The sequence below is a fragment of the Sphaerotilus sp. FB-3 genome (assembly GCF_023706025.1).
GTDB lineage: Bacteria > Pseudomonadota > Gammaproteobacteria > Burkholderiales > Burkholderiaceae_C > Sphaerotilus > Sphaerotilus sulfidivorans.
In genome coordinates, this window is record NZ_BQWE01000002.1 from 20,098 (window position 1) to 35,415 (window position 15,318).

Genomic DNA, 15,318 nt, shown 5'->3' on the forward strand with positions numbered 1-15,318 from the left:
ATGAATCATCTGTATCTCGGGCTCGGGGGGGCCGGTGTCCGGGTATGGCAGGCCCTGCGCCGCAGGCTGGCCTGCCGCATCGAGCCTGCCGGTCGTCGCGCGGTGCTGGAGCCGCTGCTGATCGACACCGATCCGAAGGAGTTCCGGGACGAGGCGCCTGGCTGGCGTCATCTCGGCAGCAGCCTGGTGCCGCCGGCCCAGCAGCGGCTGCTTCTGGGCGCCAGCGCCGCCGAGCTGCATGCGCTGCTGCGCGCCCGGCCTGAGCTGCGCGCCTGCCTGGCGCCCGAGGGCCTCGACTGGGAGGCGCGGCTGCTCGAGCTTGGCGCCTTCGACGCACCGCTGTCGCAGGTGGCGGCCCGGCTGCCGGGCTGGCCTTCGCGCCGGCTCGGCCGGCTGCTGCTGGCGCACTGCCAGGGGCGGGTGCGGCTGGCGCTGGATGCGGTCTCGCAGGCGCTGCAGGCCCGCCACACGCATCCGTCGCTGACGCTGCATCTGGTGGTCCAGCTTGGCGGGGCCACGGGTGCCGGTCTGCTGATCGACCTGCTGCAGCTGCTGCGCCAGCATCCGCCGGCCACCCGCTGCAGCGTGCATCTGCATGCGCTGCTGCCGCAGGACGACACCGTCGCCGGTCGGCCCGCGCCGCTGGCCGAGATCCAGGCCTATGCGGTGCTGCGCGAGCTGCAGGCCGCCGCGCAGGAGGGTCTGTTCGAGCTGTGCCTGCTGTCGGCGCGCACCGACGAGCGCGGCCTGCAGCCGCTGGACGCCGCCGGACGCGAGCAGCGTCTGGCCGACTGGATCTTCCAGCGGGTCAGCGGCGAGCCGGAGTGGCTGGCGCCGCCGCGCGCCGCGGGACAGGCCGCCCGCCGGGGCGAGTTCGCCGCCTTCGGCCTGGCCGAGCGTGCGGCCGACCGGGTCGAGCTGCGCAGCCATCTGAGCCACGAGCTGCTGCTGCGGCTGCTGGCCCAGCTGCGCTACAACCACTGGCGCCCGGGCCTGGGCTTTGTCACCCATCCGCGCCCGGTGCCGGTCGAGGCGATGGACGCGATGGAGACGCTGCTGGTCGGCTGGGGCCTGAGCGAGGCGCATCTGCAGCTGGCCGCACCGCTGCCCGAGATCGACGGCGACAGTCCGCCCGGCACGCCGATCGAGCAGGAATGGCAGGCGCTGGAGGCGCACTACCGACAGCTGATCGAGCTGGTCGCACCGGCCCGGCGCGCCACCGAGCTGCGCCGCCTGTTCGAGCAGGGACTGGAGGAGCGCTTCCGCGGCCAGGGCATCGATGCGGCCTTCGATCTGCCCGACCATGCGCTGCGCCGCCGCGCGGTGGTGGTGCGCCAGCGGGTCGAGTCGACGCTGTGGGAGGACTGGCGCGAGGGCCGGCGCGCGCTGCATGAGTGCGGCCAGCTGCTGGCGGCGGTGCTGGCCGATCTGGCCGACCGCATCGAGCCGCTGCGCCAGGAGCAGCACGGGCTGGAGACCCAGGCCGCGCTGCTGTGGCAGCAGATCGAGGCGGCCGAGCAGGCCGCCGCGGTGCGTCCGGGCATGCTGGCGCGGCTGCGGGGCCAGACCGCGCCGGTCGATGTCGAGGCGCTGATCGAGCGGCTGCGCGAGTACGCGCTGGCGCGCACCCGCTCGGCGGCGGTCACGCTGACGCTGCGGCTGGTCGCCGAGATCGAGGCGCAGCTCACCACGCTGCAGGGCATGATCGACGCGGGCGAGATGGAGCTGGCCGCGCTGGTCGAGACCACCGATGCGGCCGCCGCTGCCGCGCTGCCGCCGGCCCGGCCGGAGGCCGGCGAGTCCCGGCTGGAGACGCGCGAGCTGCTCAACCACTGGCGCCAGCAGCTCATCACCCGCGAGACGATGCAGCGTGAGCATCTGCGGGTGCTGCGCGCCGGCCTGTTCGCCCGGCTCGGCGAGCAGGCGAGCTTCCGCATCTTCGCGCAGCGCATCGGCGAGGCGGCCACCTGCGACGCGCTGCTGGCGGCCTGTGCGCAGCGCCTGCCGCCGGCGCAGCTGCAGCCGGTCGCTGCCGGCGCCTGGGACGCCTGGCTGGCGGGCCTGCAGGCCGAGCCCGAGCGGCTGGCGCGCGAGCAGGCGGCGCTGCGTGCGCAGGCGGCGGTCTCGCTGCTGTGGTCGTCCGAGGAGGCGCCCGGCGCCAGCATCCAGGAATGCCTGCGGGTGCCGGTGCCGCCGGAGCCCGGCGAGGCCCCGGCAGACGAGACCGACGCGGCCGACGAGGACGAGGGCGGCGGCGAGGTGGCGGCCCGCACCGCCACCCGGCCGGCGCCGACGCTGCTGCCGGCGGATCTGGCCCGGCTGCTGCGCCGGCCCGGCGGTGCGGGCACCGCTCCGACGCTGCAGATGCGCGCCGAAGGCGAGGGCGCGCTGGTGCTGATGCGCCTGGTGCGCGGCCTGCCGCTGCAGTCGCTGCGCCCGGTGCAGGAGCTGCACCGGCTGCACGAGGCGCACCGGCTGCAGGCGGGGCGTGCGGCCCTGTGGCTGCAGCTCGACGAGGCGGCCTGCCTGCCCGAGCTGCTGGCGGTCGACGTGCAGGCGCAGCAGGCGCGTGCGCGCACCGTCGTGCTCCTGGCCGAGGCCCTGGGCCTGCTGCGCCACGAACCCGAGCCGCTGACCGGCGCGCCGGTGCTGGTGCATGTCAGCCTCGATGCCGACGGCTTCGAGATCGCCCGGGTGCGGCTCGGGCGCGATCCGCTCGAGGCGGTCGACCAGGCCCGCGAGCGGGTGCTGCACGATCTTTTCGATGAGGTCTGCGCCGAGCTGCAGTCGGGTCGCCACGGCTCGCCCGAGGCGATCGCCGGGCTGCGCGACCGCATGCGCGACCGCATCGAGATGCTGCGCCGGCAGTCGCCGCCCACCCAGTGGGACACCATCAGTCGCGACTGGAACGAAGCCGCCCGCGAGGCGATGAAGCTGATCCGTCAGGAATGCCCCCGATGAGCCGTGCTGTCTGCACCAACCTTCCCGCTGCCTGCAGCAAGGCGGCTTCCCGTGCGCTGCTGCCGCTGAAGACGCCGGACGATCGCTGCCCGGAATGCGGCGCCGCGCTGCTGCCCGTCGACGCGGCGGTCGAGTCCTCGCCGGCCGGTGCGGCGCGTTGGCTGGTCCCGGTGGTCGGTGTCGCGCTGGTGGCCACTGCCGGCTTCTTCCTGTCCGGGCGTGGCGAGTCGGCGTCGCAGTCCGGCGTGCGGGCCGGGGCAGGTGCCGCGCTGGTCACCCAGGCGGATGCGACGCTGGATGCCCAGCCGCCCGCCGCCGGCCTGCCCGCGACCCTGACGCTGCATGGCGCCGCGCTGCTGGGCCCTGACCTGATGGTCGAGCTGGTCCAGGCCTTCCTGCGTGCCGACGGCCTGAGCGATGCGCGGCGTCCGGATCCGACCGTGCCGCTGCTGGTGGCGCGCACCCCGGCGGGCGCGCGGCTCGAGTTCCGGCTCGAGCCGGCGCTCTCGCTCTCGGGCGCGGCCGGGCTGAAGCGTGTCTCGGTGCTGGGCGGCGACATCGGCGCCGACGACATCACCCTCGGCCTGGACGCGCTGGCGGTGGTGGTCCATCCGGACAGTCCGCTGCGTTCGCTGACGCCGGGGCAGCTGCGCCAGCGCCTGCTCGGCCGCGCCGGACGCGCGGACGCGGTGCATCTGCCGGCCGATCCCGCGCTGCAGGCGCTGGTGTCGCGCCAGCTGCTCGGCGGCGAGGGCCTGCCGGCCGCGCTGCCCGCCCATGCCGACAGCCGCGCGCTGCTGCAGGCGGTGGCGGCCGATCCGGGCGCCATCGGCCTGGTGCCGCTGGCCGAGGTCGGCGCCGCGCGGGTGCTGCCGGTGGCCGACGCTTCGGGTGCGGCCTGGATGCCCGACCCGCAGACTCTGGCCGCCGAGCGCTATCCGCTGACGCACCGGGTGGTCATGCACCTGCCGGCCGGCTCGGACGCACGGCTGCAGCGGCTGGCCAGCTATCTGGCCGGCCCGGCGGCGCAGCAGCGCCTGGCCACCCGGCTGGCGGTGCCGGCCGCGCCGCAGCTGCTGGCGGCCGGTCAGCCCGCCACCGCCGAGGCCCTGCCGGCGCCGCGCCTGCCGCGCGACCAGACCGCGCTGATCCGCCAGGCACGGCTGCTGGGCGGGCACATCGGCTTCGAGGCCGGCGCCGACACGCTCGATGCGGCGGCGCGGGCCGAGACCGAGCGGCTGGGGCGGCTGCTGGCCGCAGGCCAGATTCCGCGTGGCGCGGCGATCCTGGTGCTGGCCAGCGCCAATGACCCTGGCGGCTTCTGCGGCAACCGCTCGCTGTCGGAGCGGCGGGCCGCGGAGGTCGCCCGGGTGCTGGGCGAGGTCGGGGTGAAGGTCGATGTGGTGCGCGGCATCGGTCGCCTCGGTCCGGCCGGGCTGGATGCGGCGCCGGTGGCCACGATGGAGCGCCGCGCCGAGATCTGGATCAGCGAGACGCCGCTGCGCCAGCCGCCGCCCTTCCGCTGCTCGCCCGGACCGGGGCGGGCGTCGGAGGCCGCATCCGGCGAGGCGCCGGTGTCGGCCGCAGCCGCGGCCTCGGCGGCCTGACCGGGCCTGTCGGCTCGCTCCGGATCACATCGGCTCGTTGAGCAGCGCCAACACGTCGGAGTGGAACTCGCGCCGGTAGAGCACCCAGATCACCGCCAGCGTGCCCACCACCATCGCCAGCGGCGACAGGAACCACAGCACCGCGGCGAAGCTCATGTAGACCGCGCGCAGACCGTCGTTGAAGGTCTCGGCGCCCAGGCCCATGACCCGGCCGGCGCGCTCGGCATAGCGGCGGCGTAGCTGGGTGTCCTCGGCACGCTCGAAATCCTGGGGGGAGGGCGCCGAGCCGATCAGCAGGGCACCGAAGCTGTACTGGCGCATCGACCAGGTGAAGCGGAAGAAGGCGTGCACGAAGATGCCGGTCAGCACCAGCAGCTTCAGGTCGAGCACCAGCACCGAGGTGCGCGCGGCGAAGGGCAGCTCCTGGACCATTTCCGCCGTCTTGTCGGTGGCGCCCACCGCCGCGATCAGACCGCCGATGATGAAGATGGTGGTCGAGGCGAAGAAGCTCGGGCTGGTGGCCATGCTCTGCGATACCGCCGCGTCGACGATGCGGTTGTCGCGGTAGGTGGTCTGCAGCATCCACTCCTGGCGAATGCGATTGGTGCTGGCCAGCACCGAGGGGCGGCGCACCGCACGCGCCTTGGCGAACTTCACGTAGCCGATCCAGCCGGCAAAGAACACCCCCAGCGCCAGCCAGTCGGCCAGCGGCAGCACCTGAATCACTCGCAGCAGGAAATCCATGCCGCGACTGTAGCGGCTGGCGCCGCCCCGGGTGGTCGCCGCCGGCCGGCCGATCAGGCCAGGCGAGCTGCGACGGCCGCCACACGGGCGCCGAAGGCGCGTGCGGTGGCCAGGTCGCCCGGCACCATCTCGTCGACGCTGGCGTCCGACGGGGTGGCGGTCATCAGGCCGGCGGACATGCCCAGGTTGTTCAGGTCGTCGCGGGTCGAGGCCTTGGTGTTGGCGGGCATCATGCCGGCGCCCACCCACAGCATGCCGTGCTGCATCGCCAGCGTGGTCAGGTAGGACATCGTGGTGTGCTTGTCGCCGTACAGCGAGGCCGAGTTGGTGAAGCCGGCGGCCAGCTTGTCCTGCCACTTGCGGGTGAACCAGGCCTTGCTCGAGGCGTCGGCGAACTTCTTGAACTGCCAGCTGACCATGCCCATGTAGGTCGGCGAGCCGAACACGATGGCGTCGGCGGCGTCGAGCTGCTCCCAGCCGCCTTCGGGCAGGTTGCCCTCGGCGTCGATGGCCAGCAGGCTCGCGCCCGCGCCGGCACCCTCGGCGACCGCCGCGGCGACCTTGGCGGTGTGGCCGTAGCCGCTGTGGTGGACGATGACGATCTTCTTGCTCATGGCGGGGTTCCTTTCAGGGAAGTGAACGGGGTGGGGGAGAAAGAGTGGTTCAGGGCTGCAGCTCGAACACCAGCACCTCGGCGTTCTGGCCGTCGTGCAGGCTCAGCGCGGTCTCGCCGTCGATCGCCAGCGCGTCGCCGGCGTTCAGCGCATGGCCGCTCACCGTCAGCCGGCCGCGTGCCAGGTGCACATAGGCCTTGCGAGCCGGGTCGAGCTTCAGCTCGGCACGCTCGGCCGGGCCGTCGAAGCGGCCGATGTGCAGCCGCACGTCGGCGTTGAGCGCGACCGCTGCCTGCGCGGCCTCGGCGCTGCCGACCGGGGCACCGACCAGGCGCAGCCGGCCGCGCAGTTCGGCGTCGTCGACCGTGTGCTGGTCGTAGCTCGGCGGCAGGCCGGCCTGGCTCGGCAGCATCCAGATCTGCAGCAGGTGCGCGACTTCGGTGCCGTGGTTCATCTCGCTGTGGCGCACGCCGGTGCCGGCGCTCATGCGCTGGGCTTCGCCGGGGCGGATGGTCTCGCCGTTGCCCAGGCTGTCGCGGTGGCTGAGCTCGCCGCCGAGCATCCAGGTGAAGATCTCCATGTCGCGATGACCGTGCGTGCCGAAGCCGCGGTGGCCGGCCACCCAATCCTCGTTGATGACGCGCAGATTGCCCCAGCCCATGCGGCTCGGGTCGAAGTAGTCGGCGAAGGAGAAGCTGTGGTAGCTCTCCAGCCAGCCGTGGTGGGCATGGCCGCGCTTGGCGGAGGGGCGGAACTCGATCATGGCGAACTCTCTTTCTGTGCCGTCATGGTCGCCCGGCCGCGGCGTCTGCGGGTGGCGTGGCGATGATGGCATCATTCAAATTCCTTGAATCGATCGCCTGAGCCGATCCTGCCGGAGTCGTCCCCATGCCCGAGCGCCGCCGCGCCCTGACCCCTGATGCCCTCGAGATGATGGACACCATCGCGCGCACCGGCAGCTTCGCCGCAGCTGCGCGCGAGCTGGGCAAGGTGCCCTCGGCGCTGACCTACAGCGTGCGCCAGCTCGAGGAATCGCTCGATGTGCTGCTGTTCGACCGCAGCTCGCGCCAGGCGCAGCTCACCGCCGCCGGCGAGGAGCTGCTGCGCGAGGGCCGGCGGCTGCTGCAGCAGATCGACGCGGTGGCGCACCGGGTGCAGCGGGTGGCCACCGGCTGGGAGCCGTCGCTGACGATCGCGGTCGACAACATCCTGGCGCCCCGGGCGGTGTTCGATCTGATCGAGGCCTTTCTGTCGCTGCGCTGCTCCGATCAGGCCGAGGCCGGCCCGCTGCCCACCCGGCTGAAGCTGCGCACCGAAGTGATGACCGGCACGCTGGAGGCGCTCTCCAGCGGCCAGGCCGATCTGGCCATCGGCGTGCCGGTGACCGGCGGCCTGCCGCAGGGCCTGCGCTCCGAGCTGATCGGCCGGCTGCCGATGCTGATGGCGGTGGCGCCGCACCATCCGCTGGCCGAGGCGAGCGAGCCGCTGTCGGCGCAGACGCTGGCGCAGCACCGGGTCATCGCGATCGCCGACACCGCGCAGCGCATGGACCGGAGCACCACCGGCATCCTGCCCGGCCAGGATGTGCTGACGGTGCCCTCGCTGGTGGCCAAGCTGGAGGCGCAGATCCGCGGCCTGGGCTGCGGCCGGCTGCCCGAGCCGCTGCTGCGACCGCATGTCGAGGCCGGGCGGCTGGTGGTCAAGCGCACCGAGCCGCCGCCCACAGTGGTCGAGCTGCACTATGTCTGGCGCGATGCACCGGGGCGCGGTCGCGCGCTGGGCTGGTGGCTCGAGCAGCTCGGCAGCGAGATCACCCGCCGGGCGCTGCTGGAGCAGCATGCGGGGCTGATCCTGTGAGCGCGCGCCCCGGTCTGTCCTATGTCGGCCGCTTTGCGCCGTCGCCGACCGGCTGGCTGCATGCCGGCTCGATGGTCGCGGCGCTGGCCTCGTGGCTGGACGCGCGCGCACATGGCGGGCGCTGGCTGGTGCGCATCGAGGATGTCGACGGCCCGCGCTGCATCGCCGGCGCCGACGACGCGATCCTGCGCCAGCTCGCCGACTGCGGCCTGCACCCGGACGCGCCGCCGCTGCGCCAGTCCGATCGGGGCGCGCTGTATGCGCAGGCGCTGGAGCGTCTGCACGCGGCCGGCCTGGCCTACGGCTGCCGCTGCACCCGGCGCGAGATCGCGCAGGCGCTGCAGGCGCGCGGCCTGGACCGCGAGCGCCATGGCGATCTGGTCTATCCCGGCACCTGCCGGCCCGGCGGGCCGCAGCCGGTGCCCTGGCCCGAGGCGCGGGCGGTGCGGCTGCTGACCTGCGCGGACGACGGGCGCGACACCGTCATCGACTGGACGGACCGCCGGCTCGGGGCCCAGCGCCAGAACCTCAGCCGGGAGGTGGGCGACTTCGTGCTGCGCCGCGCCGACGGGCTGTGGGCCTACCAGCTCGCGGTGGTGGTCGACGATGCGGCGCAGGGCGTGACCGACATCGTCCGCGGCGAGGATCTGGCCGACAACACCCCGCGCCAGATCCTGCTGCGCCGCCATCTCGGCCTGCCGCAGCCACGCCATCTGCACACGCCGCTGGTGCTGGCCGCCGACGGCCAGAAGCTGTCGAAGCAGAACGGCGCCGCGCCGGTCGACACCGGCCGTCCGGCCGAGGTGCTGGCTGCGGCCGCGCGGGCGCTCGGTCTGGACCTGGCCGAGGGCCTGAGCGCTGACGCGGTGCGCGCCGAGGCGCTTCGGCAGTGGCGCCTGCGGCTGGAGCAGGAGTGATGCGGATGCGGCCGGCCGCGGCTGGTGGCATCATCGCGGCCTTTTCTGTCAGTTCATCCCCCACACACAAGAAAGGCTGATCCCATGATCACCACCGCTTCCGGTCTGCAGTACGAAGACACCGTCGAGGGCAACGGCGAGCTGGCGGTCGCCGGCCGTCAGGTCAGCGTCCACTACACCGGCTGGCTGCACGATCCGGCGCAGCCGAACGGCCGCGGCCGCAAGTTCGACTCCAGCAAGGACCGCGGCCAGCCCTTCCGCTTCGGCCTGGGCGCCGGCATGGTCATCGGTGGCTGGGACGAGGGCGTGCAGGGCATGAAGGTCGGCGGCACCCGCGTGCTGGTGATCCCGCCGAACCTGGGCTATGGCGCCCGCGGCGCCGGCGGCGTCATCCCGCCGAACGCGACGCTGGTGTTCGAGGTGGATTTCCTCGGGTATTGATGTGTTGCTCCCTCCTCCGCTGGGGGAGGGCAAGACAAGGCCATGCAAGACTGTTCAGCGCGGGTCGAGTGCTTGTCGGATGCGGTCCAGTACGGCATCGGGTTGTCGCAGCAGCTTGGCATTGTCGAACCGCAGCATCCTGATGCCGTGTCGCCGCCGGAGCCAGTCGTCGCGCTCGGTGTCACGAGCCCGTCCGTCGGGTGTGTGGTGCTGTGCGCCATCCAGCTCGACCGCCAGCCGCGCGGCCGGGCAGTAGAAATCGAGCACGAACCGGTCCACCGGATGCTGCCGCCGAAAGCGCCAGCCGCCGAGCCGCCCGGCGCGCAAGTGCTCCCACAGCACGCGCTCGGCCTCTGTCATCTCCCGCCGAAGCCGCCGCGCCGCCAGCAGCAGCGGCCGGCTGACGGTCTCCGGCACCCAGATCCGGGGTTGTGCGTTGTCATCATCTGCCACGCCCCATTCTGAAAGAACCTGCTGAATTGCTCCCTCCCCCCAGCGGGGGGAGGGTTGGGGAGGGGGGTGATCGGTACCGAGATGTCGGCTGACTTCCGAGGCCCCCCTCCCGGCCTCCCCCCGCTGGGGGGAGGAGCAAGACACGACAAGACAGGGCGTGCCGAAACGCTGCTCGGCTCACGCGCCGCGCCAGCGCCCCCCCGCCTCCCGCTGCGCCTTGCCCAGCACCTCCAGCGTCTCCAGGATCTGCGGCAGCCGCTTCTTCCACGGCCCGCGGCCGGTGAACCGGGCGGCCAGCGCGTCCTCGTCGAGCGGCTGGGCGCTGGTGGCGAGCGCATCGGCGACGGCGCGCATCTGCGCGGGCAGGTCGGCGGGCCAGGGCTGGCGGGAGGCCGGTGCGGCGGCTGTGGCCGGCGCTTCGTCTTCGGTGTCGGCTTCGGGGGCCGGGGCGCCGCCGACGAGTTCGATGGCGGATTGCGGCTCGGCCGTCGGCGCCGTGGGGTTCTGGAATGCAGGGCGCAGCCAGCGGATGGTGCCGCGGGCTTCCTCGGCGGCGCGGCGGGTGTTGAGATCGACCAGGCGTTCCAGCAGCCGCTCGGTCCAGGCCTGTCGCGCCTCGTCGTCCGACCAGGGCACGGGGCCGAGATCCTGCCAGCCGTAGGCCTCCAGCACGGCGGCGTCGAGGTCGTCGTGCAGGGTGCGCAGCACGCCGACCAGGGCCTGTTCGTGCAGCGCCTTGTCCTTGGCGTTCAGCGGCTCCTCGCGGCGCAGCTTGTCCAGCACGTTGTACATGCCCGTCAGCGTCACGGACTCGTGGGCGGCTTGGCGGGCCTTGCGGAAGGCGTCGAGTTCTTCGGCGAGTTGGCCGATGCGGGCGGCTGATGCAGGGTCCAGCACCGGAAACGGGAAGGTCTCGAAGCAGCGGGTCTTGTTGTAACGCGGGTCATTGCCGATGCCGAGCCGGCCGCCCGCCGCCAAGGCCCATTCGACGTGGACCTGACTCGACAGCACACCCAGGTGCGCTGTGTTGTCCGAGCCGACCGCGATGAGCATGTTGTCCGGGAGGATGCTGGCATCCAGAAGCTGGAAATGCCGGTGCTTGCTGGTTTCAACCGTGGCGATGTAGCGCGACAGTCCCGCCAGTTGCTTGCGCATTTCCTGCCGTGGTTTGCCGAACAGCCACCAGTTGGCGGCGTAGCCAGCGCCGTCCTTGGTGTTGCCTTTGGCATCGCGCTCCGGCTTCACCCGCTCCATGACCCACTGGTACACCGCCGGGAACCGCTGCCGCACGGTGTCGGCTTCGAGTCCGAAGAGGTCGATCACCTTCACGCCGCGCGGCCGGGCCGTCAGATCCTTGCCGTTGCGGTAGTCGCGGATGTGCTGCTCCAGGCCCGGAACCGTGCCAAGACCGAGCGCCTGCGCTTCCTCGTCGGTGACGATGAACCCCGCGCCGTGCAGTTTCACCCCAGGCGATGACACCCCGACGTTGGCCCGCAGCGTCTGCGCGCTCGCCACGTTGGCGCCGACGCGCAAGTCGGCGTGCAACACCCCGCGCCGCTCGTCGAGCTGAACGTCAATCTCGTCCTGACCATTGCCGTGCTCGGCCATGACCGTCAGCAGCCGGCCTTCCCCAGCCGCCGCCGTGCCGACGCTCATCGCGATGCGCACCGCCGCGCCGTGCGCGCTGTCCACCCACGGGTGATCCGGCACCGCGAACGCCAGCGTCAGCGGCTCCTTGGCGTTCAGGTGCTGCTCGATCACGCGCCGGTTGAAGGTCTGGCGCAGGCTGTTGGTGGTGATGAAGCCGAAGCGTTCGGCCTGTCGGGTGCGGACTTGCAGCGCCGCGTGGTGCCACCAGTACATGACGAAATCGGCGCTCTCCGGCACCTCGGGCCACGTCGCCCGCAGCGTCTGCGTGTAGCCGTCGCCCAGCGCCAGCCGCATCGGCCCGGCGCCAATGAACGGCGGATTGCCCACGATGAAATCCGCCTGCGGCCATTCGGCCTGACGCGGGTTCACGTAGCGCCACTCCGGCACCTGCGCCGACTCGTCGGGCACCTTTTCTCCCGTCACCGGATGCACCTTGGTCGTCTTGCCGTCCCAGCGCGTGACCGGCCGGCCCTCGGCGTCGGTGGCCGGCTCGCGGCCGTCGTAGGCCAGCACCCCATCCCGGCACGCGATGTTGCCGTAGTCGTGCACCACCGGCTCGGCGACGCTCTTCTCGCCGCCGGTGCGGATCTGCCACTGCAGCCAGCCGATCCACAGCACCAGCTCGGCCAGCGCCGCCGCGCGCGGGTTCAGCTCGATGCCGAGCATCTGGCGCAGCGTGACCGTGCCGCCCTCCATCCCGAGCTGCCCCTGCGTCGACTCGCCCAGCGCCTCCAGCCGGTCGAGCACCTCGCCCTCCAGCCGCTTCAGGTGCTCCAGCGTCACATACAGGAAATTGCCGCTGCCGCAGGCCGGATCGAGCACCCGAACATGGCAGAGCCGGTGATGGAAGCGCCGCAGCTCGGCGCGCGCCTCGGCCAGCTTGTCCTCGCGCTTCCTGCCGTCGAGCGCGTCGGCCTCGCCCGCCAGCACCAGCGCCGCGCCCAGCGCGTGCTGCCACTCGGCGCGCAGCGGCTCGATCACCGTCGGCATCACCAGCCGCTCCACATACGCCCGCGGCGTGTAGTGCGCGCCCAGCGCGTGGCGCTCGCCCGGATCGAGCGCGCGCTCCAGCAGCGTGCCGAAGATCGCCGGCTCCACCTCGCGCCAGTTCGCCCGCGCCGCGCGCAGCAGGCCGTCGATCTGCGCGGTCGTCAGCGGCAGCACATAGCCCGGCTGCCCGGCGCCCTTGAACAGCTTGCCGTTGAAGCGCATCAGGTCCTGCGCCAGCACCGGGCTGAAGCCGCCGCTGTCCATCGTCGCCCACAGCGCCTGCAGCATCTTGCCCAGCCGCGGCGGCTCGTCACGCCAGCGCGTCAGCAGCCCGACGAAGGCGCCCCGCCCGTCGTCGTCGCGCGGCAGCAGCCCGACATCCTCCGCGAACATCGAGAACAGGCAGCGTGTCAGGAAGGCGGCGACCTGCTCGGCCGGATGCCCGGCCTGCTCCAGGCTGCGCGCCAGCTCCGCCAGCTCGGCCGACACCGCCCGCGTCACCCGCGCGCTGACGCGCGACGGGTCGAGCGACATCGGATCGAGCCACAGCGCGCGCAGCCGCTCGCGGATCTCCGGGCGGTGCAGGTCGTCGAGCCGGATGCGGTGCGTGCGCACGTCGGGGTAGGGCGTGTAGGCACCGCCCGAGCGGCTGAACTCGGCGTACAGCTCGATGACATGGCCGACATCGACCACCGCGATGAAGGGCGGGCGCCCCTCGGCGGCGGGCAGCGCACGCACATAGCCCTCGGCCTGCGACAGCGCCTGCAGCAGCGCGTTGTCGAAGCTCTTGCGCGTGCGCCCCGTCGTGGCCGCCTGTGCGCCCGGATCGAGCTTCTTCGACTCCAGCACGAAGCAGCCGCGGCGATAGCAGTCGATGCGCCGCGCGCTGCTCGTGCCGTCGCCATGCATCAGCGTCAGCGGGCGCTCGAACATGTAGTCCTGCTCGGCGGTCGCGTGCGGGCGTGGCACGCCGAGCAGCTCGCACAGCTCGATGGTGAAACTCTGCGCCGTCGACAGCTCCGAGGCTGTCGAGCCGCGCCAGCGGGTGACGAAAGCCTCGATGTCGGCCGCGGGCGGAGCGGTACCGATGCTGCTGCTGCTGTGGTTCATTCTGTCTCCCTGGTGATGATCCGATCGGCAAGCCGGGCATCATAGGGAGCGGCTGCCGTCTCTCCTGCGGCAAGGCGCGTCAGTGGATACAGCCAGTTTCAGATCGGCGACTCCCGCACGTCGGCGCGTGAAAAAACAGACGCCAGCCCTTCTGTTCTGAAGAAGGGCTGGCGCCAAGTCGGAGACGACAGGGAGAAAGCGGTCAGGCGAGGGAAGGCGGGAGAAGGCTGGGGCGGCAGGCGGGCTCAGAAGCCCAGCGAGGCCAGCAGGTCGTCCACATCGTCCTGCTTCATCGCCTTGTCGGGCGTCTGCGGGCCTTCCAGGACTGCGGGTGTTTCCACCTTGGGCGGTGGCGTGGTGCTGACCAGCAGCTCCAGCAGCTGCTTCTCGGTGCGCGAGATGATCTTGATGACCTTGTTGATCACCTGGCCGGACAGGTCCTGGAAGTCCTGCGTCATCATGATGTCGTTGAGCGCGTCCTGCTGGAGGCTGGCCACCTCGACCGAGCGCTCGGCAAACGCCTTGAGCTGGTCGGGCGGCGGATCGGCCGCCAGCAGCGCGCGCCCCTGCTCCATCAGCGAGGTGCATTCCGGCTTGGCCATGTCGACCAGGGTCAGCACCCGGTCGGCCGCCTGCTCGGTCATCGCGCCGACATAGGCCAGCCGCTCGCGTGCGTCGGGGATCTCCTGGGTGACCTCGTGCAGAACGGCGTCGTAGCCGAGCGTCTGCAGGGCGTCATGGAGCTGTCGGACGATGCCGCCGATCTGCTGGCGGGTTTCGTCGGGCATCAGGTTCTGGCTCATTCGGAATCGACTCCTCGTGTGCACGTCGGTGGCATCGCCTGACAGGGCGCAGGGCTGCGGACGCGATGGTGCCGGGCGGGCATGTGGAGGATGTCGGACAGCATCGCGGGCAACTTGAGCGGCCATCTCGGGGCGGGGTGCGATCCATCGGGATTCGTGGCGGATCACATCCGCACCGGCCGGGTGGTGCCGTGATTGCGCCGCGTCACGGCTGTGCCGTCTTGCACAAAAGAGGGGTGAACAGGGGGCTTCTTGCGGCGCTGCGGCCTCATTCGCCCGACTCGTTCTCCCGAGGCTCCGCATGGCGGCGCCAGCTTCCCATGGCCTCTCGCATCAGCTCGACCTGGCGGCCGAAGCGGGCGCAGCCGGCGCACATCCGCCAGTGCAGCCGCACCCCGGCGCGCTCGAGCAGCCGGAGCTGGCGGTCCTCGCCCTCGAGCACCAGGCGGGTGGTTTCCTTGCAGTCGGGCAGCAGCGGCATCTTGCGCATGGGGTGTCCGTCGGGAGGGAGAGTGAGTGATGCGGCGGCGCTCAGCGCCCGGCCGCTGGCGCGAACCAGTGGATCTGCAGGCATTCGCGCAGCCGCAGCCGCGCGCGGTGCAGCAGCACGAACAGATTGGTCGCGCTGACGCCGGTTTCCTTGCAGATTTCTTCGGTGTCGAGCTCCAGCCACTCGCGCATCAGGAAGATCCGGCCCTGCTGGCCGGGCAGGCGCTCGATGCAGGCGTCGAGCACCGTCAGGAACTGGCGCTGCTGCAGCGCCGGGCCGGGCTGACCCCAGTCGGCGGGCATCTCGCGCCAGTGGCCGTCCGGGTGGAAGAGCAGCTCGTCGAGATCCTGCGATTCGTCCGCATCGTCGCGCGAGGGCAGGGCGAACTCGCGGCGGTGGCGGCGGATCTGGTCGATGACCTTGTGCTTGAGGATGCCCACCAGCCAGGTCTTGAGCTGCGAGCCGCCCTGGAAGGCCTGCGGCCGCTCCAGTGCCGCCAGCACCGTCTCGGACACCGCATCCTCCGCCCAGCTGTCCTGGCGCAGCTGGTGGCGGGCATAGCGCAGCAGCTCGGGGCGCAGGGCCTGGACCCGGGTGGCGAAGTCGCTCGTGAAATCGCTCATCGAAGAGGGCACCGGAAAAAAGATGCGCGCAGTGTAAGGACCGCAGCCTCTGGCGCGA

The 15,318-nt window shown here is 72.2% G+C and carries 13 protein-coding genes; 5 read left to right on the plus strand and 8 right to left on the minus strand.

Annotation, left to right across the window (positions count from 1 at the left end; all coding sequences use genetic code 11):
* Both NFT33_RS00415 and NFT33_RS00420 read left to right on the plus strand, forming a co-directional pair.
* A complete protein-coding gene (locus NFT33_RS00415) occupies positions 1 to 2,961 on the plus strand; it encodes a tubulin-like doman-containing protein (RefSeq protein WP_251672521.1) in 2,961 nt (986 codons plus the stop codon).
* On the plus strand, positions 2,958 to 4,568 hold the full coding sequence (locus NFT33_RS00420) for a hypothetical protein (protein ID WP_251672522.1): 1,611 nt from the start codon (positions 2,958 to 2,960) through the stop codon (positions 4,566 to 4,568). The genes NFT33_RS00415 and NFT33_RS00420 overlap by 4 nt, the downstream gene beginning before the upstream one ends.
* Positions 4,569 to 4,592: 24 nt before the next feature.
* Here the strand turns inward: NFT33_RS00420 and NFT33_RS00425 are convergent, their stop codons facing one another.
* From NFT33_RS00425 to NFT33_RS00435, 3 genes are read right to left on the minus strand one after another with little or no spacing between them, the layout of a single operon-like run.
* Entirely contained in the window at positions 4,593 to 5,312 is a 720-nt protein-coding gene (locus tag NFT33_RS00425; protein WP_251672523.1) for a DUF599 domain-containing protein, read from the minus strand.
* A 53-nt stretch (positions 5,313 to 5,365) separates the two neighbouring features.
* On the minus strand, positions 5,366 to 5,926 hold the full coding sequence (locus NFT33_RS00430; RefSeq protein ID WP_173804843.1) for a flavodoxin family protein: 561 nt from the start codon (positions 5,924 to 5,926) through the stop codon (positions 5,366 to 5,368).
* A 49-nt stretch (positions 5,927 to 5,975) separates the two neighbouring features.
* A complete protein-coding gene (locus NFT33_RS00435) occupies positions 5,976 to 6,689 on the minus strand; it encodes a pirin family protein (protein ID WP_251672524.1) in 714 nt (237 codons plus the stop codon).
* 125 nt (positions 6,690 to 6,814) lie between these two features.
* On the opposite strand from NFT33_RS00435, the gene NFT33_RS00440 reads away from it, so the two are divergent.
* From NFT33_RS00440 to NFT33_RS00450, 3 genes are all read left to right on the plus strand, one after another.
* Positions 6,815 to 7,783, plus strand: coding sequence for a LysR substrate-binding domain-containing protein (locus NFT33_RS00440; RefSeq protein WP_251672525.1), 969 nt, complete (start codon positions 6,815 to 6,817; stop codon positions 7,781 to 7,783).
* The gene (gene gluQRS, locus NFT33_RS00445) at positions 7,780 to 8,700 is read left to right on the plus strand and encodes a tRNA glutamyl-Q(34) synthetase GluQRS (protein ID WP_251672526.1); all 921 of its coding nucleotides are present in this window, start codon (positions 7,780 to 7,782) and stop codon (positions 8,698 to 8,700) included. The genes NFT33_RS00440 and gluQRS overlap by 4 nt, the downstream gene beginning before the upstream one ends.
* Positions 8,701 to 8,784: 84 nt before the next feature.
* Positions 8,785 to 9,141, plus strand: a complete 357-nt coding sequence (locus NFT33_RS00450; RefSeq protein ID WP_251672527.1) for an FKBP-type peptidyl-prolyl cis-trans isomerase — start codon at positions 8,785 to 8,787, stop codon at positions 9,139 to 9,141.
* Between the two features lie 54 nt (positions 9,142 to 9,195).
* Here NFT33_RS00450 and NFT33_RS00455 read toward each other — a convergent pair whose 3' ends face one another.
* The 5 genes from NFT33_RS00455 to NFT33_RS00475 all read right to left on the minus strand — a co-directional run bounded on the left by NFT33_RS00455 (position 9,196) and on the right by NFT33_RS00475 (position 15,260).
* The gene (locus NFT33_RS00455; RefSeq protein WP_219341021.1) at positions 9,196 to 9,594 is read right to left on the minus strand and encodes an endonuclease domain-containing protein; all 399 of its coding nucleotides are present in this window, start codon (positions 9,592 to 9,594) and stop codon (positions 9,196 to 9,198) included.
* Positions 9,595 to 9,771: 177 nt separating this feature from the next.
* Entirely contained in the window at positions 9,772 to 13,344 is a 3,573-nt protein-coding gene (locus NFT33_RS00460; RefSeq protein WP_251672528.1) for a class I SAM-dependent DNA methyltransferase, read from the minus strand.
* Positions 13,345 to 13,589: 245 nt separating this feature from the next.
* Positions 13,590 to 14,147, minus strand: coding sequence for a protein phosphatase CheZ (locus NFT33_RS00465; protein ID WP_251672529.1), 558 nt, complete (start codon positions 14,145 to 14,147; stop codon positions 13,590 to 13,592).
* Positions 14,148 to 14,415: 268 nt separating this feature from the next.
* Positions 14,416 to 14,637, minus strand: coding sequence for an anti-sigma factor family protein (locus NFT33_RS00470; RefSeq protein ID WP_251672530.1), 222 nt, complete (start codon positions 14,635 to 14,637; stop codon positions 14,416 to 14,418).
* 41 nt (positions 14,638 to 14,678) lie between these two features.
* Positions 14,679 to 15,260 (minus strand): sigma-70 family RNA polymerase sigma factor, encoded by a 582-nt coding sequence (locus NFT33_RS00475; protein WP_220786263.1) that lies wholly within the window; start codon positions 15,258 to 15,260, stop codon positions 14,679 to 14,681.
* Positions 15,261 to 15,318 lie beyond the last annotated feature (58 nt).